The sequence below is a fragment of the Achromobacter sp. ACM03 genome, from assembly GCF_014851665.1.
GTDB lineage: Bacteria > Pseudomonadota > Gammaproteobacteria > Burkholderiales > Burkholderiaceae_B > Achromobacter > Achromobacter aegrifaciens.
Genome location: NZ_JACVAD010000001.1, coordinates 719,136 through 739,855, shown reverse-complemented (window position 1 = coordinate 739,855; position 20,720 = coordinate 719,136). Strand labels below are relative to the sequence as shown.

Below are 20,720 nucleotides of genomic sequence, written 5' to 3'. Positions count from 1 at the left end.
CGCGCCGATGCGGGTCTCAATGGTTTTCTGGATCAACTTCATGCAACACCTCTATACATACGACACTCAGATTTCAATCGGCCGACGCCCGCGCACGCAGCAGCAATAGCGCGGCAAAGGCGCCAAGCCCTATGCCCCCGGACAGCCACAGCGCGTTGCCCCCCCAGCGGTCCAGCGCCACCCCGAAAAGAAATGGCGCTAGCGCCTGCGCCACCCGCGCCGGCATCATCAGCCAGCCCTGGCGCGCGCCATAGCCCTGGGGGCCGAACAGCACCAGCGGCAAGGTCCCCTTGGCAATGGTCAGGATGCCGTTGCCCGCCCCATGCAGGACGGCGAACACCGGCGCCATTACCGGACCGCCTCCCAGCAGCAGGGCAACCCCGGCCGGATGCGCCAGCGCAGCCAGGCGCGCGGACAACAAGGGATGAACCCGCCGCAAGAAACCGAATTCCAGCAGGCGGCCCGCAACCTGCGCCGGACCGATGAGCGCACCCACGGCCACGGCGGCTGCGAGCGTGGCGCCCGTGGCTTCCAGCATGCGCGGCAAATGCGTGGCCATCGCGGTGCTGATGAACCAGGTCGCCGCAAACACGAAGGCGAGGAGGGCGGTGGCATACCTCTGCTGCCGCGGCTGGGGGGCAGAGGAGGGGACATCCTGCACATTGTCCGCAGGCTCTTGCGTTCGTCCCGCGCCCGGCGCTTTCGGAAACCATGCGTTCAACGGCAGGCCGACCAGCAGGTGCAATCCTGCCCAGCCCAGGCACGCGCCGCGCCAACCGAATTGGGTTTCCATCCAGGCCGAAAGCGGCCATCCCACCGTGCTCGCAAAACCGGCAATCAGCGTGATCCCCGTGATGGCGCCGCGGGCGTGATGGCCATACAGCCGCACCAGGCTGGAGAAGGCTGCTTCGTAGAGTCCGGCCCCCATCGCCACGCCGATAACCAGCCAGGCGGCGACCATCGTCCAGAGGCCCTGGGCGGCGCCCAGCAAGCCCAGCCCCAGCGCAAACAGCAGGCTCGTGCCGGCCAATACGACGCGCCCGCCATGGCGGTCGATCGCTAGTCCCGCCCAGGGACCGACCACGGCCGAAGCCACCATCGCAGCGGAAAACGCCGCATACACCGCCGGCGCCGACACCCCCAGGTCGCGGGCCATCGGATCCGCCAGCATCGCCGGCAGGTAATAGGAAGACGCCCAGGCGAGCGTCTGAGCCGTGCCCAGGGAGCCAACGACGCGTACGGGAGCGTCGAGCATGTATCAATGCCGCTGGAGGAGGCGGGATGGCGGGCTGCATGCCGCGCTGGCGCCGGTCTCGGCTCCCTCACCAGCCGCGCCCGCGCAGCAATGCTCGGTAAGGTATCCGAGCAAGCCATTCATCTGGGAGAAATCCGCGCGGTAGATCAGATTCCGGCCTTGCTGCTCGACGCTGACCAGGGCTGCGTGCGCAAGCTCCTTCAAGTGGAAAGACAACGCGTTGCGGGCAACGCCAAGCCCTTCGGCCATGACACTGGGTGTAAGGCCGTCGGGCCCCGCGACGACAAGCGCACGAAAAACGCGCAGGCGTTGGGCATGGGCCAGGGCATTCAGGGCAGTAACGGCTTGATCTTCATTCATTGATCAATGATACAACAATTATTGAACTATTTATGCATGCAGGCCCGCCGCGGGCCTAAGTAAACGTGCCTCTAGATATCGGCTACATCGCGCAGCCGTACGCCGGAGAAGTTGGCCGCACTCAATGCATCAAACATCGCGCGGTCGCAGATGGGAGGCGCTCCCATGCGATCCTGGCGGAAGATATGGGCATCTCCCACCACATCCTGTTTGAACACCAGGCTGGCTCCGCCGACGAGGCTGTAAAGTTTCTCGTCCTCGCCGGTCTGATAGTTATGCTCGAACTTGATCCTCACGCGGGAAGAGGCTTCATCCAGGGCGTCGAGTCTGCGCAGCACATTGCCTAGGTAGTACTGAGGGGCGGGGCTGCCGTCAGCCAGGCTGAAGTCGCACGCCACAAATGCAAACGCCTCGGCGTCCAACTGCTCAAACAGTTGCTTCAATGGCTCCGACACAATCCATATGCCAGCAAGCACCTCCAGATCGCGTGGCATTCCGCCTTTCTCCGGTACATGAACCAGGCGGGGACGCTCCGGATACTGATCTGGCATTCCATTAGGACGCGAGACGACATTCATCCCCGGATCGATCAGCTTCTCTTCGTTGGCGATTTCGATGCCGGAAATCCTGCCGTTTCCCAAGAAGCTGGCGTCGATCAGGAAAAATTCGCCCTTATGAGATGCGGCTTCGGCTGAAACTTCAATGGCGGTCGGTTCGGTCACGGTGGCTCCAAAGTTCATAACACGCTCCAATTACGGACAGCACGGAAACTCAAGTTCCGCGACCAAACCGCCACCTTCCCGGGGCTTGAGATGCAATGCTCCCCCGAACCGCTTGGCAATGGCATGCACGATCGAGATGCCAAGACCCGCGCCGTCGTTGCGGCTTCGGCCTTGGTCCCCGCGCCAGAAGCGTTGGCCAATCTTGGCTGCCTGATCCTCGCTGAGCCCCGGCCCCCGGTCCGCCACGACGATGCGGCATTGTCGGGTTGGAGAATCGAAGCGGGCAACGACTTCGACAGGCATGTCATAGGGGGAGTAGCGAATCGCATTGTCCACCAGGTTGCGGATGGCAGCCTCCAGCATTTCGCGTGGAATGGCGCAGCAAGCATCAGCGCCGTCGACGGATACCGCCAGGCGCAGCCGCGCTTCGACAGTTGTCGCATCGATGACGCTGGCGATGACCTCCTGGATGGACGTACACCCGTTTTCCGAATTGGGCGATGCTTCGGCACGCGCCAGAATCATCATCTGGTCGAGCGTACCCCGCAGGCGCTTCACGCCTTCCTCGGCACTGCAGAGTGACGATTCGGCTTCTTCCCCTTCGGTCAACCTGGCCACTTGCAGGTGGGTATCGATCACGGTCAGCGGTGTCCGCAACTCGTGCGCCGCCGCGTCGGTAAACGCTCGCTGACCGGAGAGTGCCAGCGATAAGCGTCCCAACAATCCGTTCATGGCATCCAGCACAGGACGAAGCTCGGTGGGCGGCTTTGCGACAGCGATAGGGGTGGTATCGTCCGTTTGCTTGGCCCGCAACTGCATGCGCAAGGCTTGCAGCGGCGCAAGGCCTTGCCCGATACCGATCCACAGGGCAGCCAGCCCGCCAAGAAGCGCGATCAGGAAGGGCACGCCAGCCGCAAACAGCAGCTCATTGATCAGCGTGTTCCTTTGCTCGACGCGATCCGCTGTCGTTATTTGATAACTGTCATCGCGAAGCACATAAATCCGCCACTCGTGTCCGGCGACCATGCGCGTGCTGTAACCGGCGGGCAGGCTGTCGAAATCCGAGGCCGGACTGCCGCTGGTGCGCGCCAGGACCTCACCGCGCAGCGCGCGAATCTCGCAAGCGATTCCTTCGCTGCCGTTGACGCGGATGGCTTGCGTGAAATCCGTAGTCTTGGCGTTGGGATCTATGACAGACCCGGCAAGCAAGCCCGAGACCATGCGAGCCGACATGGCCAGGCGACCATCAAGCGTGCGGGCAAGGTCGGCGCGGACGCCCAGCATCATCCAGGCCGCCGCCGCCGCCCACAAGACCATGAGAGAAAGTCCTGCAATCAGGACTGCACGAAGACGCAAACTCATGCGTCGAGCCTCCAACCCAGCCGGAATCCCAATCCACGCGACGTTTCAATCACGTCAGCGCCAAGCTTGCGGCGCAGGTTGTGGATATGAACGTTGAGCGCGTTGCTGCTCACTTCCTCGCCCAGCCCGTACAGGCGTTCATTGAGTAGATCAGGAGGGATCCACCGCGCATTGGCCGCGGCCAGATGCGCCAGCAGATCCACCTCGCGACGCGATAGCGAAATGGCTTGGCCTCCCAACCAAGCCAGGCCGCTTTCGGGCTCCAGACGCAAAGGTCCCGCCACAATGATCTGGGCTGCGCGCCCCTGAGTGCGCCTGACCAGCGCATGCAATCGCGCTGCCAGTTCGCGCAAGTCAAACGGTTTGGTCATGTAGTCGTCGGCGCCTTGTTGCAGGCCCGCGATCCTGTGGTCGATGGCATCCCGGGCGGACAGTATCAGCACGGGCAAACACGGTTCAATGCTACGCACGGCAGAGAGCAATTCCATTCCGTCACGGTCCGGAAGTCCCAGGTCGAGCACCAAGGCATTGAAGGAGTTTTCCGTTTGGGCGGCTTCAGCGTCAACGGCAGTGCAAACGTGATGCACCGTGATGCCATGCGCGCGCAAGCCAGCCACGATTCCTTTGCCGATCAGTTCATCGTCTTCTACCAGCAATACCCGCATTTGAATCCCGATTCGTTGCAACCCAGGGCCCATATGTTAGGCCAGAACTTTTCAGCCAAGAATGGCCGGCGCCTTGATGTCCGTTCGTTCCGCGCCTGCTTTCCCTTCTTTAGTTTCGGTTAATCGATCTCCTCCATCATGGCTGGATAAGCTCCCCTGCGCCTCAACATGAGGGCGGTTTGGGAAGGCCGACTATTGCCCCGGAGGAATGAGGTTGTTTGTATATCGACGAGTACTGGCCGTTGTGTTTCTGTTTTTTTTAGCCATCGGCAGTGCATGGGGGAGTGCAGGCCTGTTTTCCTGGCAGGAAGAGGCTGAATTTCTGGATCCTGTCGATGTATTCAAACTGGCGCAGGTTCAGCAGCAGGGGACGGAACTGGCGGCGCAAGGACACATTGCCGAGAACTACTATGTCTATCGCCACTCATTGAAGCTGGTTTCAGGGAAGGGCGAGGAAGTCCGCCTGGATCTTCCCCCTGGTACGCCCAAGAATGACGAGTTCTTTGGCGATACGGAAATCTATCTTGGAGATGCGCTGCGACTGCGCTTTCCCGCCTCCGTCACAGGTCCGTTGACACTACATTGGCAAGGCTGTGCGGAAGGGGGCATCTGCTACCCTCCGCAGACCATGGCATTGAACTTGCCCGCGACGGCGGCGGGGGCAGGTAGCGCTGCCGAGCCTCCTGCCACCACCAGTCAGCCGGAGGCGGGCGCCGGCGGCGCAGCCAACGTCGCCGAGGACCAGGCTGCTGCCCAACGCCTGGCGACGCTGGGGCCGATCGCAGGCACATTGCTGTTCTTCGGCTTCGGCCTGCTCCTGGCTTTCACGCCTTGCACCTTGCCGATGATCCCCATCATCTCCAGCATGGTCGTGGGCGCTCAGACCAGTCCGCGGCGCGCTTTCGTCACGTCCCTGTCGTATGTGCTGGCAATGGCCGCCACCTATGCCGCCGTGGGCGTGGCAGCCGGCTTGGCAGGCGCGAATCTCCAGGCGACCCTGCAATCCCCCTGGCTGCTGGGAGCGTTCGCGGCCTTGTTCCTGATTCTCGCCAGTTCCTTGTTCGGAACGTTCGAACTGCGCCTGCCGTCCGCCTTGTTGAACCGGGTCGGCTCCGCCAACCAGGGGCGCGCGGGCGGAAACGTGGTCGGCGCTGCGGCGCTGGGCTTCTTGTCGGCATTGCTGGTCGGGCCATGCATGACCGCGCCCTTGGCGGGAGCGCTGCTCTACATCAGCCAGACCGGCAGCGCGCTGTATGGCGGCTTGGCATTGTTTGCCCTGGGCCTGGGCATGGGCCTGCCGCTGCTGGTGATCGCCATATTCGGCGCCCGCGTACTGCCCAAGCCGGGAGCGTGGATGGATCGCGTGCGCATCGCGTTCGGCTACGTGATGGTCGGGATGGCGGTGATGATGCTCGATCGCTTCCTGCCGGCCACCCTGAGCCTGGTGCTCTGGGGGGCCTGGATACTGTCCATCGCCATCGGCCTGTTGGCCTGGGCGCACGCGGTCGCGCAAAAGCTGCGCCTGATGTGGGCCTTGCGCACACTGGGAGCCATCGCAGGCCTGTGGTCCATTCTCATGCTGGTGGGCGCCGCGTCGGGCGGTGATTCACTGTCGCAACCGCTGGCGCACCTGCGCGCCGCCTCGTCGGCTGCCGTGCCAGCCATCGCCAACAAGCCAGCCTACGTCGAGGCCAAGTCGGTCGAGGACGTGGACAGGCGCCTGGCGGACGCGGCCGCGCGCGGCCAATGGACCTTGATCGACTTCTACGCCGACTGGTGCATCAGTTGCCACGTGATCGAGCGCAATGTATTCGGCGACTCCGCTGTGGCGCAGCGGCTGGCGCGCATGCAAGTGCTGCGGCCGGACGTGACACGCAACGACGCAACGGATCAGGCCCTGCTCAAGCGTTGGGGCGTCATGGGGCCGCCCACGCTCATCCTGGTGGGACCCGACGGCACGGAGCGCCGAGACCTCCGCGTGGTGGGGGAGGTCAGCGCCGCTGATTTCCTGGGGCGACTGAACAAGGCGGGAACGCCATGATAGGCATCGGTCCCTTCTCCATTCAAAGCATGGGCGTCTTCGCGGCTGTACTGTTTTCCTGGCTGGTGACCCGCGCGCTGGCCAAACGCCTGCCGGACGCTTCTCATCGGCTTGCCGGCGCCGTGCTGCTCGACGGCGTGTTTTGGGGCATTATGGCGGCGCGCCTGGGATACATCGCCTTCTGGTGGGAAGACTACTTCGCGGCTCCCATGGCGCTGATCGCAATCGGGGATGGCGGATACTACTGGTGGGTTGGGGTGCCAGCCACGCTGGCCTTCGTCTGGTGGCGGACCCGTACCATGCCGGCGCCGCGCCGTCCCATATACGCGGGCATATTGGCCGGGGTCGTGGCCTGGTTCGCAGGCGGCGCGCTGCTGCCGCTGCTGCTCGAGCCGCCGCGTCTGCCGGACTTGCAGTTGCAAACGCTGGATGGGAACCCCATCGCGCTGAGGTCATACGAGGGCAAACCGCTAGTCGTCAACCTCTGGGCGAGCTGGTGCCCGCCTTGCCGCCGTGAGATGCCCGCCCTGGAACAGGCGCAGTCGGAGTTCGCGGGCGTCAGCATCGTCCTGGTCAATCAGGGGGAGGGCGCGCAACAGGCGCATGACTTCATCCAGAGCGAAGGCCTGGCATTGCGCAATGTCTTGCTCGACCCCGCGTCCGCGTCCATGCGGGCGGTGAATTCGCGCGGCCTGCCCACGACCTTGTTCTATGACGCGCAGGGACGCCTGGTGGATACGCATCTGGGCGAGATCACCATGGCAGCCCTCAAGGACAAGATGTCGCGGCGTTTCAATATGCCCCGAGACGGCATCCAAGATTTACCCAAGTAAGGAATGACCATGTTTGCATTGCGTATGCGTATTTCATCCATCGCAGCCATCCCGCTCGTGCTGGCAGCCGGCTACAGCCAGGCCCAGATCGGAGCTCGACCGCCGGCCATCCAGGCACTGGAAGCGCAAGGCCTCACCATCGTGGGAGAGTTCGATGTGGAAGGTGGCATGCGCGCTTTCGCCGGCACGGCAGAAGACCGCCCCATCGCCGTCTACCTCACCAGCGATGGCAACGCCATCGTGGGCACACGCCTGGACGCCAATGGCAAGCCCATCGACCGGATGAAGCTGCGGGACCTGGTTGAAAAGCCGCTGGGCGAAAAGACGTGGAGTCAACTGGAATCCGCGACCTGGGTACAGGACGGCAAACCCGACGCGCCCCGCATTATCTACACTTTCTCCGATGCAAACTGTCCCTACTGCCACCAGTTCTGGGAAGCAGCGCGCCCCTGGGTGGACGCCGGAAAGGTGCAGCTTCGCCATCTGCTCGTGGGCGTGATCCGGGCAGACAGTCCGGCAAAGGCCGCGGCTATCCTTGGCGCTCCCGACCCAACGGCCGCACTGATCGAAAACGAACACAAGTTTGATCAGGGCGGCATCAAGCCTGCCGACAGCGTCCCCGACGCTGTACTCCAGACCCTCGAAGACAACCACATGCTGATGCTGTCGAGCGGGTTCCGAGGCACGCCCGGCATCGTGGTGCGGGAGAGCGACGGCTCGGTCAAGAAATTCAGAGGCATGCCCCAGGGCGCGCAATTGGCCGAGGTGTTGGGGCCGCGTTGAATCCAAGACGGGATCCGCCTTGGACGCCCAGACACGCAGGCGAGGAGGGCGGTGGCGAAAACCTATGCCTTCCGCGCTCGGATTCCATGCCCTGGCCCATGACGATGCCGGTGATGAATATCCGGATAGTGGGGATGCGTGTGCGTCAGCGCTTCATGGCGGTGCGGATGCGTATGCGGCTCGACGCCATCCCAGGCAAAGGGATGCGCGTGCTGGTGGTGCTCGTCGTGTACGTGACGGTGGCTATGTTCCATGGCTTCGTGGGTATGTTCGTGCGCATGCCGTTCGCGCAGGTGCAACCACACGCCCAGCGCCATCAGGGCGGCCGCCGGCCAGAATAAAAGGCCCGGATTCTCGGGCCACAAGATGAAGGAAATGATCACCCCGACTAGCGGCGCCACTGAAAAGTAGGCCCCAGTCCTGGCGGTTCCCAGCGTTCTTAGCGCCAGGACGAATAGCGTCAGGCTCAGGCCGTACCCCAGAAATCCCACGACAAGACTGGCCCCCACCATGGTGACGGGCGGAAGTTCGGCGCCACCAAGCAGCGCCAGGATCGTACTGAGCGCTCCGGCAGACAAGCCTTTCAGACCGGCGATCAGCATGGCGTCATTGGTGGCGACCCGACGCGTCAGGTTGTTGTCTATGGCCCAGCAGAGACAGGCCCCAACTATGAGCAGCGCCCCGGGTGACGGCGCCGTGCCGCCCGGCTCCCAAGACAGCAGTACGCCGCCGAGCACGATCGCGACCATGCCGAGCACGATCTGGCGGTCGGCGTTTTCCTTGAACACGCACCACGCGATGATGGCCGTGAGCACCCCTTCGATATTCAGCAAAAGCGAGGCCGAGGCGCCGCTCGTCTGGGTCAGCCCGAGCATCAGCAGCGCCGGGCCGAGCACGCCGCCTGTCGCAATCGCACCCGCCAGCCAGGGCAGGTCTGCGCGCGGAATGCGCAAGCCAGGCGCATCCCCCGGGCTGTGGCCGCGGCCGATGTGACGTAGCGCCAGCAGGATGCCGAGACCCAGCCCGCTGCCCAGATAGAGAAGTCCAGCCAGCAGCAACGGTGCGACGCCTTCGACCAAGGTTTTGGCGAATGGCGTGCTCGCGCCGAACAGGAGCGCCGCGGCCAGCGCGGGGGATGCTGAGCGGATCGACATGTGGACGAGATGGCGGGAACGGCTTGGAGGGCAAGCGTACGCCCCATTTACTTCCGATTAAACAGACAATAAACGAACTGCTGGCTGGTACCGAAGGGCGTCTGGTGAGATTCTACCGTGCTGTCCATAAGCGCGAAGCCAGCTCCAAACTCCGCCTGAAGCGCCGCGGCATCGTAGCGGACGGTATCCAATCCGCTGCACTTGAGCGGGCCATCGGGTCCGAACGTTGCAACAACGAGGAAACCATCCGCTTTCACCGACTGCGTCGCCTGCGCAATGTACGCTTGGCGGTCGGCTGGATCCGTCAGGAAATGGAAAACAGCGCGATCATGCCAAACGTCGTAGCGAGCGGAGGGCAGGGTAGCGGTAGTCACGTCAGTGACCAGCCATTCCACACTCGCGGACTTCGTCCCCAGTCGTTCCCGCATCGCCTGAATGGCCGTTTCCGAAATATCCAGCACGGTCAGATCCCGGTAGCCGAGAGCCAGCAAATCATCTGCCAGTGTGGCTTCGCCGCCGCCAACATCGATGATTGCGGCCTCGGGCATCGGGGCCACGTGCTGGATCATGCGCAAAGACGTATCGAGATGAGCGGCGTACCAACTCACCGCATCCTCGGATTTGGTGCGGTAGACATCGTTCCAGTGATTCTTGTTGCTCACGCTGCATTCCTCTTCATTGTCGACCCAAATGTAGTACGTGTTTGGCGGGTGTTCTGCGCGCGCTGCTGATGCCATGCCATGTCAACACAACGGCAGCCGCGGCCAGCCACGGCAACAACAGCCCATTGAGTGTCTGCCAGCCAAATTTCTCCAGTAATCCTGCAGCGCCAAACGAACATGCAAGGCCAACCGCAAAAATGGTCATGTCATTGGTGGCCTGGGCCCGACTCTTCTCCGCCGGCGTGTACGTCGTCGTCAGGAGCGTGGTCCCGCCGATGTATAGAAAATTCCAACCCACACCCAGCAACACCAGGGCCGCTGCAAACGAATGGAAAGAGGTGCCCGTCCAGGTCATGAAAACGTGGCTTGCCAATAGCGCAACGCCGACGAACATGATCCGGGTTACGCCGAAACGGGCTATCAACGCTCCCGTGAAGAATGAAGGAAGGAACATACCCAGGACATGCAACTGGATCACGGTGGACGCCGCCGACAGTTCGTGGCGATGATGGAGCATGGCGAGCGGGGTCGCCGTCATCGCCAGGATCATGATCCCGTACCCGGTGACCGCGCCGAACAGCGCAACCAGGTAGGCGGGCTGGCTCACAATGGCGAACCAGCTTCGCCCCGTGGCCGTATCCGCATGGTCGATATGAGAGTCAGGCATGCGCAACCCCGTCAGTGCGCAGGTCGCCACCAGGGAGACTACGGCCAAGATGAGGAACGAACCGGTGTAGACCGGTTGCAGGAGCGGACCGCCATATCGGGCCAAGGAGGGCCCGAGCAAGGCGGCGACTATCCCGCCAGCGAGGACTAGCGAGATAGCGCGTGAGCGGAATCTCTCGTCCGCGACCTCGCTGGCCGCGAACCGGTAGAACTGGGCAAATGCCTGGTACGCGCCCACGAGGAAAGTGCCGGCGCACAGTATGGGCAGCGATGCCAGCCAGACGCCCAGGGCGGCGATCAGCCCGCCCAGGACTCCAAGAGAGGATCCGGCGAGAAAGCCTGCCCGGCGGCCAATTTTCGCCATCCAGGAGGATGCTGGAAATGTGCTTAGCGCTGTCCCGAGGAACATCGCAGCGATCGGGGTCGTAGCCAATTCTGGACGGCTCGCTACAAGGCCGCCAGCCAATCCACCTACGGTCATTACCAAGACGGAAGCGGTTTGAAACAGGGCTTGCGCCGTCGCCAGGATGAACACCTGGCGGTGCATGGTGTAGCCGCTCATCGACTTGAATTCCTCACTGCAACTGGTCAAGGTCTGCTCGCGGCTGCTGGGCCGTGAGTATGAGGTTGGCAGTGTGATCGCTTCAGATTTATTATTCAAACGAATAATATAGATAATTAACCTCAAGAAAATTAATGGAAAGAATACCGATCGACGTCCGTCATCTTCAAACCCTGATTGCATTGCGGGATAGCGGCAGTGTGTCCAAGGCGGCGAGCTGGCTACGCTTGACGCAAGGAGCGCTCTCGCACCACATCAAGGCGCTTGAAGACTTCTACGGATTGCCGCTGTTCGTGCGCAAATCCACACCCGTGGTTTTCACGCCGGCGGGCAGGCGGCTACTGGAAACTGCCGATGCGGTCGTGCCGCTCCTGCACCAGACCACGCGGGACTTGACGCGGCTGGCAAAGGGCGCAAAAGGTACGCTGCGCATCGCGCTCGAATGCCACACCTGTTTCGACTGGCTGATGCCAGCGGTCGACGCCTTTCGCGCCCGCTGGCCAGAGGTGGAGGTTGACCTCGTATCGGGCTATCAAGCCGACCCCGTGGCCTTGCTGCATAAGGAAAGGGCGGACGTAGCCCTTGTATCGTGCCAGGAACCCGAGAATGGCGTCGATTTCCACCACCTGTTCAAGTATCGCCTGATGGCCGTGGTGGCCAATGATCACCCGCTTGCGCAGAAGAAGATCCTGCAGGCGGAAGACTTCGCTGGCGAGACACTCATCACCTATCCGGTCCCGGATGAGTCGCTGGATATCATTCGCCAACTCCTGGCGCCGGCAGGGATCAATCCCAAACGCCGGACCACCGAGCTGACCGTCGCCATCCTGATGCTCGTCGCGACAAGCAGGGGGATTGCCGTCTTGCCTCGGTGGGCGATCCAAAGCTATTTGCAGCGGCAGTACGTCAGCGCCAGGCCGATCACGGATGCCGGCCTGACGGCCGAAGTCTGGGCCGCCATGCGTGCGTCCGAGAGCACCAAGCCTTACCTGGTTGAATTTGTGTCGCTGATCAGGGATACCAGCGCGGCAACGCTGACGGACATCGTTCTTTCGTAGCGTGTCGGGATACCGCCCATTGTCGGCAGGCGTAGCGGGGGGATAACTACGCCTATCCATTACTTTACATAATACACATTATGCGTATTAAGCCCGTAGCGCAACTGAACCTTACTTCTGCACAATGGATTCCGATGCCAGGCGGCCGGTTTCGATGCACGAAACAAGGTTGGCCCTTACCAACGTGTCCACAGCGGCGTCTTCACGCTGACTTGCTATTTTCGCGAGCGCACCGCGAGCACTATCGAAGGCCTGCGCCAGATCACTTGCGCTGGGCCATTTGGGCTGCAACGCCGACAAGCTCGACTGGACATTGCCCAAGATGCGATTACTGGCATTTTTCAGCTCGGGGACCAGTCGGCTGGAACCCAGAACCGGACTTGCCGCAGCCACGACACAAGTCAATTGAGCCGCTGCCGCCGAAAAAATGGCGTCCTGCGCCGTCAGGGAATACTGCGCCATTAACAATGCGGAGCCCGTCGCGATGCCCGCTCCCACTGCGGTCGTAGCAACATTGCCGATAATCGCGCCTACGGCTCCCGTCACAGCGCCGCCAATCGCTCCCGTACGCAGCTCAAGCCCCCCGGTCCGCGCCCTTTCCGAACGGTAGCGGTAGTATTCGGTCTGCACTTGCAGCTTCGCAACGACGTCGTCAACGGTGGTTTCGGACGACAGGTCGAATGCCTTTTGTGCATTGGTTTTTTCTCCTGTGTTCGTCTTGCTGGGATCGCTCCAGACGTCCAGAACCGGATAGGCATTTGGCGGTGTCCAGGCGCATCCGGATATACCACCCGCGAAGCTCACCAACGCCAATCTGACGGCTGTTCGGACGATGCAACGAGATGTTGGGTATGACACGCGCCCTCCTCTGTCGAACTCGATGGTCGCGACACCGCCGAGACAACTGAATCGCTGATACGCCTTTTTCATTTTCCGAGTTGACCGATGCCTTGTTCGATGACACTGGTACGCACTCGGACGCCCTGCTCCTGCAATGCCAGATTCCGAAGCACAATTGTCAGATTGGGCAGAGGCATACCGGCGGCATCGAACAATTTCAAGTCCGCATTGATATCAAGGTTCAAGTCGCGCACCAACACGCTCGCGATTTCAGGCGGGCAATTGCAGCCCGCAGCGCAATCGGCCGTCCCGGGCGCCGCTTTCTTTGGCGCTTCGCACCACGGGCCCGCGAAGGTCGCAGCCGGCTTTGCCCGTCCATCCTTGCAGGTCCTGCCATGCCCGTTGACGACAGCTTTCGACCCCAGCGTGTCGCACCATGGCGAATGCGCTGCGGCAATATCCACGGCAGACACCAGGCCCCGCCGGTACTTGGACCGAAGGTCCATCGCAATCGCGCGGGCCGACCAGGCCGCCGAATCGAAGATCGCATGCCCGTCCACGTCGCGGTTGCCGTCGTTGCCCTGCGCGTCGGTCGTTCCCCGCCAAGAGCTGGCCCCATGTTTCTGGCACCAGTAGTTATTCATTTTGATGCAGCGCTTCGCAACCGCGGCGCACTCGACCGCGTTGCCATTGGCATCTGTCAGCGCTTTCCTGGCTTCTTCGCACCAATTCGAGGCCTCGGCCTGGGGGGGTGGCATCGACTGTGCGCCCACGGAAAAGGACAACACTGCCGCCATCGTGGCAGGCGCAACGAGCAGTGACCAGGATACGAGTTGTCGCATGGCAGGCACCTGAAGAGACGGCATACCCGGCAGCCAGACTTCAGCACCGTTGCGCTTCAGAGAGCGCGGAAAGCTACTGGGAGCATGGATCGTGGGAGCGTTGCTCTCGAATTTTTACCACGCGTGGATTCGTTCAAACACCACCACAACATCCTCCAAATTGAGTATGACGCAGCCCGGTTTTTTCCGGAGGAACGTCACCGCAACTGGAGTCCGCTCAGGGCTGCCCCCCAGTCGCCTTGGCCACATATGCCGCCAATACCTCGATTTCCTGATCCGACAAGCTCGTATAAGCCGGCATCTGGCCGATGCCATTGCGGATGGCCGTCGCCACGCGCGCCGCATCGGGCTTGATTTCGTCGAGCTTGGGACCGATGGCGCCGCTGGATTGCGCGTCGTTCAGGGTATGGCAGATCGCGCAGGCTGGCGTTGCGCCAACGAACAAGGCGCGGCCAGCCTCCATGTCGGGTTCGGCTGCCGACACGCCGGCATGGAGGCTGGCGATCAGCAATCCGGCGCCTAATGCGCGCTTCCTGGGTAACGCCAGTGCAGCTTCCCTCATGCCTTGGCCACCACCGTCACGGCGTGATCGCGCCAACTGCCATTGATGTAGCCGCCGGAATTCTGCGGACGCTCTTCTTCCTGCACGCGGCCCTCGGTATCTGTGGCCCGGCTGACCAGCACGTGTTCGCCCGCCGCCAATTCCACCGGCAACGCGAACTGGCGCCAGGCATAGCGCCCGAGGTCCGGGCCGACCAGCTCCGCCTTCTGCCAGTTCTTGCCGCCGTCTATCGAGACCTCGACCTGCTTGATGCCGTTGGTGCCGCCAAACGCCACGCCCTGCACCACCACGCGCCCGGCCTTCAGGGTGGACGCAGCCGGATTGGGCGTATTGATCCACGACTTCACGCCCATGGCCCAGACAGAGGGCTGGCTCGGATTCCCTTTCTGCCCAGGTGGCGCGAGGCGATAGCCGGTCTGCTGGATCGCGGCCGGGCTTTCCTTTTCAGTGAAGGCCAGCCGCTTGATGTATTTGACGCTGTTCACGCCCGTGTAGCCCGGCACGATCAGGCGCAAGGGGCCGCCATGAGCCAGCGGGATCGGTTCGCCGTTGAGCTCCCAAGCCAGGAGCGCATCCCGCATCGCTTCCTTGGGCACCGAACGCTCGACCATGACCATGTTCGGATCCAGGCCGTCAGGCAGTTTTTCGCCGCCGGTGCCGGTCATGTACACGGCGGCCGCCTCCAGTCCGCCGCAATGCTCGACCAGGACGCTGACCGGCAAGCCGCTCCAGATCACGCAACCGGCCGCGCCGACCTGCCAAGGCGTGCCGCTGGGTTTGTTGGGGAAATAGCCGCGGCCATTGCCGGAGCACTGCAAGACCATCGCCAGCGTCTGCAGGCCCATGCTCTTCAGCTGCCCCACGCTCAGCGACATGGGTTTTGCCACGCCGGCAATTTCAAGGACCCATGCGTCGCGGTCGGCCACGATGGACTCGTCGGGCGGCGGCAGGTTGTTGCGCACGTAGAGTTGACGCAGCGGCGTGACCACCCCGCTGCCGAATGCCTCGCGCCGGGTTTCTATGGTGTTGGCGCTGTGCACGATCATCGCATCGGGCTGCTTCCAGGCCGCGTAGGCTGGCAGCGGCTTGGCGGCGGATGCCGGGGTCGGTGGCGCAGCCGCGGCTGGCGCGGCTTTCTGTTCCGCGGCCAAGGCCGCGCGTCCCAGGCCCGCTGCGGCCAGCGCGCTGGCGCCGCCAGCCAACAGGCGCCGCCGCGCCGCGCTCTCGATCAGGGATGAACGCATTGCAGTCTCCTCGTTGGGGTCTGGAATCGTTGGTGTTCCAGAACCCTGCCGGCCTGTTACGACGTGGCTGTCTACCCCGCACGCACGTGTCCCAGGCCGCCAATAGTTATGACTGCGATGTTGGTTGAGCGATCTTTTCGTGTCAATTAGTTATTTGCAATACCCTGCCCTAGCCCATTTGGATAGGACGAGCCCATGCCAGCCAGCGCGGCCTAGGCCCGCCGGGCCAGGCTGTACACCGACGCTGGCGGCAGGTTCAGCGGCACGAACCCGACCTTGCTGGCCTGCAAGCCGCAAGCCTCCAGCACACTGGCGGATATCGGACAACGCACGCCATAGGTGAATAGCGCCATCGAGCCCTCTGCCGGCAGCGCGTCGAACACGGCGGCCAGCAGTTGCTGGTGATGCGCATGGCTCATGTTGCGCAACGGCAGGCCGCAGATGGCGGCGCCGATGCCATCCATCTCGGGATGGCGCTTGCGGCAGAGTTCCTGCGCCGGCACCCGTAGCACCGCTGCCTCCGGAAACTGCGCCTGCAAGCTGCTGCTCATGGCCATGTCCTGTTCGACCAGCACCAGGTTGGCCGGATCCACGCCCCGGCGCAGCATTTCGCGGGTAAAAACACCTGTGCCGCAGCCCAGCTCCAGGACTTTGCCCGCGCCGGGCGGTATGCAGGCGGTGATGGCCGCTGCCAGTGCCGGGCCGGACGGCGCCACAGCGCCTATGGCCGCGGGATTGGACAGCAGCGCCCGGACGAACTGCGTACGCTCCTGCAGCCAGCCCAACGGCGAGCGGCTCGCGGACTGGCGCGGGATAACGGTCTTGTAGGATTGCGTGGAATGCATGGGGGCCTCAGTCTCCTGGATCGGGAATGCCGTGCGACCCCAAAACCTTAACTGCGCAAGGCCCGCCGCACCCGCAACCGTCGGTAAGCACCCTTGTCAATTCGGACATCGACGGAGTGCCTGCCCCATCCGCGCCCGCACGCGGACGGACAGCTTAAGTTGCATGACTCTCCCCTGCGCGGCGCTACTGAGCCTTACCGCAGGCCGGAACTTCAGCCAGATCGTGTTTGGCCGCCGCCAGCACCGCCGGATCCAGCTTCTCGGAATACTTGCGTACGACCGGCAGCGTCTTCTGTCTGATCAATGCCAATTCGGAGGCTGGAATCTCGTTGATCACCATGCCGTCCTGTTTCAGCTGGTCCAGCACTTTGGCTGCCTCCTCGCGGACCAGCCGCCGCTGGAACGTGGCAACCTCGCGCGCCGCGCCGCGTACGATGCCGCGGTCGGCTTCGGAAAGCCCATCCCACCATTTCTTGCTGGCCATGACCACGCTCGGGTTGTAGACATGGTTGGTCAGGGACAGATACTTTTGCACCTCGTTGATCTTGGCGCTCTGAATGATTCCCACCGGGTTCTCCTGCGCGTCGATGGCGCGGGTTTCCAGCGCCGTGTAGACCTCGGTGAACGGCATCGGAACCGCATTGGCTCCCAGCGCCTTGAAACTTTCGAGGAACACCGGACTTTGCATGGTACGTATCTTCAGGCCCGCCAGGTCTTCGGCCCTGACGATGGGACGCTTGGAATTGGTGACTTCGCGAAAGCCGGTTTCCCAGTACGCCAGGCCGACCAATCCCGCACCTTCGAGCTTCTGGAACAACAGCGCGCCGGTGCGGCCGTCGAGCAGCGCATCGGCCTCCTGGTAGTTCGTGATCGTGAAAGGCAGATCGAAGACGGCGAAATCGCGCACCACGCCCACCAGGTTCGATGGCGGGCCGAGCATCATCTGCTGCACGCCCGCCTGCAGCGCCTGCTGCATCTGCGGATCGGATCCAAGCCGGTTGCTGCTGTAGGTCGCAATGGTCAGCCGCCCGGCGCTGCGCTCTTTCACCAGGTCGGCGAATTTCCGGGCGCCTACGGCCAAGGGGTGGTCATCGGCAATGCCCAGCCCGAACTTCAGCTCGGCGGCATGCGTAACCGCGGGCAACAGCCCTGCCAGCGCCAGGCACACGGAAGCAATTCTGGTTTTCATGGTTTTTCTCCAGGGTAGATCCTCAAGGTACCCGCACCCCCATGACCACATTGAAAGACGTAGCCCGCGTCGCGGGCGTGTCCCGCGCCACCGTATCACTCGTCTGCCGCAACAGCCCCCTGGTCGCCGCGAAAACGCGCGCGCGCGTCGAACAGGCCATGGCCGAAGTCGGCTACGTCTACAACCGCAGCGCCGCCAACCTGCGCTCTTCGCGCACCGACACCATCGGCCTGGTCATCCCCGAAATCGCTAATCCGGTCTACGCGGAGATACTTCAGGGAATCGAGGAGTGCATGGCGCCGCTGGGCAAGCAGGTCGTCATGGCCAGCACCAGCGAATCGCTGGAGGTGCAGGACCGCATCCTGCAACGGATGCTCGAAATGCGCGTCGATGGACTGATCATCAGCGCGGCAACCGGCTCCGCCCCCTCGACCTTCGATGCCTGCATCCGCGCCGGCGTACCTGTGGTGCAGGTATTGCGCTCGGTCGATTCCGCGCGCCTGGATTACGCGGGTACGGACAACCGCGCCGGCGCGGGCCGCGCAACGCGGCATCTGCTATCGCTGGGGCATACCCGCCTGGCCTTCCTGGGCAGTTCCGTGGCCACGTCCGTAAGCCATGACCGCTATCTCGGCTATTGCGACGCGTTGCAGGCAAAGGGGCTGTCCGTGGATCAGGAACTGGTGGCCAGTTGCCTGCCCAAGATCGGCGATGCGGCAGCCGCGGCGCATCGCCTGCTCTCTTCCGCGAATCCGCCCACCGCGCTGGTTTGCTTCAATGACATCGTTGCTTTCGGCGTGACGATGGCCCTGTACGAACGCGGTCAGGAGCCCGGCAGGGATGTCAGCGTGATCGGCTTCGACAACATCGAATGGGCGGAAAACTGGCGCCCCGCGCTCAGCACGATGTCCATCAGCGCGCTCGAAATCGGCCGGCATGCGGGCGAACTTCTCAGCCGGCGCCTGCAGGACAAGGGCGGAGCGCCGCAACGCATGATCAGCGAGGCCACGCTGATCGAACGGCGCTCCACGGGCGGCCTGGCCGGGCCGCGATAGCGCGCAGGCTCACCGCATAAGGGCAGCAGAGCACGCGTCTAGCGCCCTCAAGGCGTCTGCCTCTACTCCGCTTTGACCTGCGCGGTGGCGATGACGCCGCCCCATTTCCCCTTTTCGTCATGCACGAACGCGCTGGCCTGGGTTCGGCTTAGCGGCATGACGAAGGTTCCCAGGTCCGCCAGACGGCTCTGCACCTCCGATTCCTGCAGGGCTTTGTTGATGGCCGCGTTCAGGGTGTCCAGAACCAGCGCCGGCGTCCCCTTCGGCGCAAAGACCGCGAACCAGCCCAAGGTCACCATGCCGGGCAAGGTGTCCTTGACCAAGGGAATGCCTTCGAAGCCCGGCAGCGTCCGATCCGCGCTCATCGCAACCGGCACCAGCTTGCCCGCGCGCACCAGAGGCACAAGCGGCGCGACGCCGTCTATGTAGACAGGTATGTCGCCCTTGATCAGGGCTTGCAAGGCTTGCGAGGTGCCGCTGAAGCTGACCTGCCGGAACTCGCGGCCGCCAAGTTGGCCGATCAGGTAGACCGACAGGTTGGGTATCGAACCGCGGGTCGGACTGCCTATCACCAGGTCCGAAGCCTCTCCCCCTTTGGCGGCCGCGATCAGGTCGGCGACCGAACGGTAAGGCGTGCCGGGAGTCGTGACCAGCATCATGGGCGTATAGGCCAGCGTGGCAACCACTTCGGTATCGCGTTCGATGTCGAACTTGGCGGCTTGGTACAGGAACGGCGTGGTGACGGCCGCGGCTGCGTGGAACATGGCCAGTGTGTAGCCGTCCGGGTCGGCGCGGGTCAGCGCGTTCATGCCGATGATGCCATTCCCCCCGGGGCGGTTCTCGACGATGACCTGGTGCCCCCATTGGCGGCCCAGCCTGTCGGCGATCAGGCGCGTGATGATGTCCGGCGCGCTGCCCGCGGCCGTGGGCGCAATGATCCTGACCGGCTTGTCGGGGTACTGCTGCGCGCCTGCAGCGCTGTAAGTCGCGCAACCCAGAACAATAGCCAACCCCGTCAGCCAGCGTGCTGCTTTCATGATGTCTCCTTATGGGCGCGTGCCGGAAAAGGTCCACGGCCGCTTATTAATTGCCACTATATCAATTAAATATAAATTTAATTGATATAGTGTTAAATAAGGGTTTACACCACGCGCTCGCGCACTTGCGCGCCGGAATCGGGGAGGACTATCGGGTGGCCGTCTTGCGTTTGGGCTTGGCCTGCACGCCAGGCTCCCGGGCCCATTGCGCGATGCCGTCGAGCAGGATCCGCAGGCCGGCTTCAAATGCCAATTCGGTACTTAGTCCTGAGAACGCCTCTGCGACGTAGCGGGCTCCGGGATAGCGGTCCGCCGGCATGGCATCCAGCCGTCCGCGGATGAAATCGCGATGGTAGACAGGCAACTGCTTGGACGCTTCGGCACGGCTGCTTGCGACCAGGAATTGCGCCAGCAGGTGGTAGGCCAGGGCCACCTGCTCAGCCGAAAAGCCACCTTGCATGAAGGCCGTGGTCACGTGGTTGAAGAACACCGCGCCAAAATCGGTTTCACCTGAATCCACGTCCTGGAACAGGCGGAAGCGGTTATGGGAGGCGACATAGGTGCTGACGCCGGGATTCTCCACCGCAAAGGCCAGGCTGACTCGCGCGATGGTTTCGATGTCGGCGCGCCAGTCGCCGGTCAGCGCCGGCATCCGTGCCAGCCGCTCCCTGTAGTAGTTGTTGAGCACGCCCGATATCAATTTGTCGCGCCCGCCCAAGTAGTAATGGATCAGGCCGGGCGCGACGCCGAAGTCGCGCGCCAGTTGCACCATGGAGATCTGATCCAGCGAGGTTTCGCGTGCCAGCGCGATCGCGCGTTCGATGATGGCAGCCCGGCTGAGCGTGGCTTCACCGTTGATCGGCGACTCGACCCGGGGTGGACGGCCACGCTTGCGCGGTGCGGCATCGGTGGCGGGCTTTTTTGCGGTGGGCATATCGGCACACTCTGGGAAATCCGGATGACCGGGGCATCCTAAGGTTTTA

Annotated in this window: 21 protein-coding genes; 5 read left to right on the top strand and 16 right to left on the bottom strand. The window is 63.1% G+C overall.

Annotated elements, in window-relative coordinates:
* Positions 1-73: 73 nt before the first annotated feature.
* The 5 genes from IB257_RS03350 to IB257_RS03330 all read right to left on the bottom strand — a co-directional run bounded on the left by IB257_RS03350 (position 74) and on the right by IB257_RS03330 (position 4,364).
* The gene (locus tag IB257_RS03350) at positions 74-1,255 is read right to left on the bottom strand and encodes an MFS transporter (RefSeq protein ID WP_192491864.1); all 1,182 of its coding nucleotides are present in this window, start codon (positions 1,253-1,255) and stop codon (positions 74-76) included.
* Between the two features lie 3 nt (positions 1,256-1,258).
* Positions 1,259-1,615, bottom strand: coding sequence for a helix-turn-helix transcriptional regulator (locus tag IB257_RS03345; protein WP_054454415.1), 357 nt, complete (start codon positions 1,613-1,615; stop codon positions 1,259-1,261).
* A gap of 71 nt (positions 1,616-1,686) precedes the next feature.
* On the bottom strand, positions 1,687-2,355 hold the full coding sequence (locus tag IB257_RS03340; protein WP_192491863.1) for an imm11 family protein: 669 nt from the start codon (positions 2,353-2,355) through the stop codon (positions 1,687-1,689).
* Between the two features lie 12 nt (positions 2,356-2,367).
* Positions 2,368-3,699 carry an ATP-binding protein gene (locus IB257_RS03335; RefSeq protein ID WP_192491862.1) on the bottom strand — a complete coding sequence of 444 codons (1,332 nt, stop codon included), beginning with the start codon at positions 3,697-3,699 and terminating at the stop codon, positions 2,368-2,370.
* On the bottom strand, positions 3,696-4,364 hold the full coding sequence (locus IB257_RS03330) for a response regulator (protein WP_054454421.1): 669 nt from the start codon (positions 4,362-4,364) through the stop codon (positions 3,696-3,698). Before IB257_RS03330 ends, IB257_RS03335 begins: the two co-directional genes overlap by 4 nt.
* Positions 4,365-4,572: 208 nt before the next feature.
* Here IB257_RS03330 and dsbD point away from each other — a divergent pair, with 208 nt between their 5' ends.
* From dsbD to dsbG, 3 genes are read left to right on the top strand one after another with little or no spacing between them, the layout of a single operon-like run.
* Positions 4,573-6,405, top strand: coding sequence for a protein-disulfide reductase DsbD (gene dsbD / locus IB257_RS03325; protein WP_192491861.1), 1,833 nt, complete (start codon positions 4,573-4,575; stop codon positions 6,403-6,405).
* Positions 6,402-7,238, top strand: a complete 837-nt coding sequence (locus IB257_RS03320; RefSeq protein WP_192491860.1) for a TlpA disulfide reductase family protein — start codon at positions 6,402-6,404, stop codon at positions 7,236-7,238. The genes dsbD and IB257_RS03320 overlap by 4 nt, the downstream gene beginning before the upstream one ends.
* A gap of 9 nt (positions 7,239-7,247) precedes the next feature.
* Positions 7,248-8,021 (top strand): thiol:disulfide interchange protein DsbG, encoded by a 774-nt coding sequence (dsbG, locus tag IB257_RS03315; protein WP_192491859.1) that lies wholly within the window; start codon positions 7,248-7,250, stop codon positions 8,019-8,021.
* A 62-nt stretch (positions 8,022-8,083) separates the two neighbouring features.
* On the opposite strand, the gene IB257_RS03310 is transcribed toward dsbG, so the two are convergent.
* The 3 genes from IB257_RS03310 to IB257_RS03300 are packed head-to-tail and all read right to left on the bottom strand — an operon-like array spanning position 8,084 to position 11,065.
* Positions 8,084-9,175: a DMT family transporter gene (locus tag IB257_RS03310; RefSeq protein ID WP_192491858.1), complete on the bottom strand. Its 1,092-nt coding sequence runs from the start codon at positions 9,173-9,175 to the stop codon at positions 8,084-8,086.
* 47 nt (positions 9,176-9,222) lie between these two features.
* Positions 9,223-9,837 (bottom strand): class I SAM-dependent methyltransferase, encoded by a 615-nt coding sequence (locus IB257_RS03305; RefSeq protein ID WP_192491857.1) that lies wholly within the window; start codon positions 9,835-9,837, stop codon positions 9,223-9,225.
* A 13-nt stretch (positions 9,838-9,850) separates the two neighbouring features.
* Positions 9,851-11,065: an MFS transporter gene (locus IB257_RS03300; protein ID WP_125471302.1), complete on the bottom strand. Its 1,215-nt coding sequence runs from the start codon at positions 11,063-11,065 to the stop codon at positions 9,851-9,853.
* 134 nt (positions 11,066-11,199) lie between these two features.
* Here IB257_RS03300 and IB257_RS03295 point away from each other — a divergent pair, with 134 nt between their 5' ends.
* Positions 11,200-12,123, top strand: coding sequence for a LysR family transcriptional regulator (locus IB257_RS03295; RefSeq protein WP_125471303.1), 924 nt, complete (start codon positions 11,200-11,202; stop codon positions 12,121-12,123).
* Between the two features lie 111 nt (positions 12,124-12,234).
* On the opposite strand, the gene IB257_RS03290 is transcribed toward IB257_RS03295, so the two are convergent.
* The 6 genes from IB257_RS03290 to IB257_RS03265 all read right to left on the bottom strand — a co-directional run bounded on the left by IB257_RS03290 (position 12,235) and on the right by IB257_RS03265 (position 17,645).
* Complete coding sequence (locus tag IB257_RS03290) at positions 12,235-13,053, bottom strand: hypothetical protein (RefSeq protein WP_225588728.1); 819 nt, start codon at positions 13,051-13,053, stop codon at positions 12,235-12,237.
* Positions 13,050-13,805 (bottom strand): hypothetical protein, encoded by a 756-nt coding sequence (locus IB257_RS03285; protein ID WP_156337379.1) that lies wholly within the window; start codon positions 13,803-13,805, stop codon positions 13,050-13,052. Before IB257_RS03285 ends, IB257_RS03290 begins: the two co-directional genes overlap by 4 nt.
* A gap of 217 nt (positions 13,806-14,022) precedes the next feature.
* Positions 14,023-14,367, bottom strand: coding sequence for a cytochrome c (locus tag IB257_RS03280; RefSeq protein WP_175164016.1), 345 nt, complete (start codon positions 14,365-14,367; stop codon positions 14,023-14,025).
* Positions 14,364-15,611, bottom strand: a complete 1,248-nt coding sequence (locus IB257_RS03275) for a sulfite oxidase (RefSeq protein WP_192491856.1) — start codon at positions 15,609-15,611, stop codon at positions 14,364-14,366. The genes IB257_RS03280 and IB257_RS03275 overlap by 4 nt, the downstream gene beginning before the upstream one ends.
* Positions 15,612-15,823: 212 nt before the next feature.
* Positions 15,824-16,456, bottom strand: coding sequence for a class I SAM-dependent methyltransferase (locus IB257_RS03270; protein WP_119451470.1), 633 nt, complete (start codon positions 16,454-16,456; stop codon positions 15,824-15,826).
* A gap of 184 nt (positions 16,457-16,640) precedes the next feature.
* Positions 16,641-17,645 (bottom strand): TRAP transporter substrate-binding protein, encoded by a 1,005-nt coding sequence (locus tag IB257_RS03265; protein WP_192491855.1) that lies wholly within the window; start codon positions 17,643-17,645, stop codon positions 16,641-16,643.
* Positions 17,646-17,686: 41 nt separating this feature from the next.
* Here IB257_RS03265 and IB257_RS03260 point away from each other — a divergent pair, with 41 nt between their 5' ends.
* Positions 17,687-18,700 carry a LacI family DNA-binding transcriptional regulator gene (locus IB257_RS03260; protein WP_192491854.1) on the top strand — a complete coding sequence of 338 codons (1,014 nt, stop codon included), beginning with the start codon at positions 17,687-17,689 and terminating at the stop codon, positions 18,698-18,700.
* Between the two features lie 62 nt (positions 18,701-18,762).
* On the opposite strand, the gene IB257_RS03255 is transcribed toward IB257_RS03260, so the two are convergent.
* Entirely contained in the window at positions 18,763-19,737 is a 975-nt protein-coding gene (locus tag IB257_RS03255; RefSeq protein WP_119451478.1) for a tripartite tricarboxylate transporter substrate binding protein, read from the bottom strand.
* Positions 19,738-19,885: 148 nt separating this feature from the next.
* The gene (locus IB257_RS03250) at positions 19,886-20,671 is read right to left on the bottom strand and encodes a TetR/AcrR family transcriptional regulator (protein ID WP_119451479.1); all 786 of its coding nucleotides are present in this window, start codon (positions 20,669-20,671) and stop codon (positions 19,886-19,888) included.
* Positions 20,672-20,720 lie beyond the last annotated feature (49 nt).

Excerpts from the sequence above, each read along its gene's own strand:
- IB257_RS03350 (WP_192491864.1), bottom strand. The coding sequence starts at position 1,255 with ATGCTCGACGCTCCCGTACGCGTCGTTGGCTCCCTGGGCACGGCTCAG.
- IB257_RS03345 (WP_054454415.1), bottom strand. The coding sequence starts at position 1,615 with ATGAATGAAGATCAAGCCGTTACTGCCCTGAATGCCCTGGCCCATGCC.
- IB257_RS03340 (WP_192491863.1), bottom strand. The coding sequence starts at position 2,355 with ATGAACTTTGGAGCCACCGTGACCGAACCGACCGCCATTGAAGTTTCA.
- IB257_RS03335 (WP_192491862.1), bottom strand. The coding sequence starts at position 3,699 with ATGAGTTTGCGTCTTCGTGCAGTCCTGATTGCAGGACTTTCTCTCATG.
- IB257_RS03330 (WP_054454421.1), bottom strand. The coding sequence starts at position 4,364 with ATGCGGGTATTGCTGGTAGAAGACGATGAACTGATCGGCAAAGGAATC.
- dsbD (WP_192491861.1), top strand. The coding sequence starts at position 4,573 with ATGAGGTTGTTTGTATATCGACGAGTACTGGCCGTTGTGTTTCTGTTT.
- IB257_RS03320 (WP_192491860.1), top strand. The coding sequence starts at position 6,402 with ATGATAGGCATCGGTCCCTTCTCCATTCAAAGCATGGGCGTCTTCGCG.
- dsbG (WP_192491859.1), top strand. The coding sequence starts at position 7,248 with ATGTTTGCATTGCGTATGCGTATTTCATCCATCGCAGCCATCCCGCTC.
- IB257_RS03310 (WP_192491858.1), bottom strand. The coding sequence starts at position 9,175 with ATGTCGATCCGCTCAGCATCCCCCGCGCTGGCCGCGGCGCTCCTGTTC.
- IB257_RS03300 (WP_125471302.1), bottom strand. The coding sequence starts at position 11,065 with ATGAGCGGCTACACCATGCACCGCCAGGTGTTCATCCTGGCGACGGCG.
- IB257_RS03295 (WP_125471303.1), top strand. The coding sequence starts at position 11,200 with ATGGAAAGAATACCGATCGACGTCCGTCATCTTCAAACCCTGATTGCA.
- IB257_RS03290 (WP_225588728.1), bottom strand. The coding sequence starts at position 13,053 with ATGAAAAAGGCGTATCAGCGATTCAGTTGTCTCGGCGGTGTCGCGACC.
- IB257_RS03285 (WP_156337379.1), bottom strand. The coding sequence starts at position 13,805 with ATGCGACAACTCGTATCCTGGTCACTGCTCGTTGCGCCTGCCACGATG.
- IB257_RS03280 (WP_175164016.1), bottom strand. The coding sequence starts at position 14,367 with ATGAGGGAAGCTGCACTGGCGTTACCCAGGAAGCGCGCATTAGGCGCC.
- IB257_RS03275 (WP_192491856.1), bottom strand. The coding sequence starts at position 15,611 with ATGCGTTCATCCCTGATCGAGAGCGCGGCGCGGCGGCGCCTGTTGGCT.
- IB257_RS03270 (WP_119451470.1), bottom strand. The coding sequence starts at position 16,456 with ATGCATTCCACGCAATCCTACAAGACCGTTATCCCGCGCCAGTCCGCG.
- IB257_RS03265 (WP_192491855.1), bottom strand. The coding sequence starts at position 17,645 with ATGAAAACCAGAATTGCTTCCGTGTGCCTGGCGCTGGCAGGGCTGTTG.
- IB257_RS03260 (WP_192491854.1), top strand. The coding sequence starts at position 17,687 with ATGACCACATTGAAAGACGTAGCCCGCGTCGCGGGCGTGTCCCGCGCC.
- IB257_RS03255 (WP_119451478.1), bottom strand. The coding sequence starts at position 19,737 with ATGAAAGCAGCACGCTGGCTGACGGGGTTGGCTATTGTTCTGGGTTGC.
- IB257_RS03250 (WP_119451479.1), bottom strand. The coding sequence starts at position 20,671 with ATGCCCACCGCAAAAAAGCCCGCCACCGATGCCGCACCGCGCAAGCGT.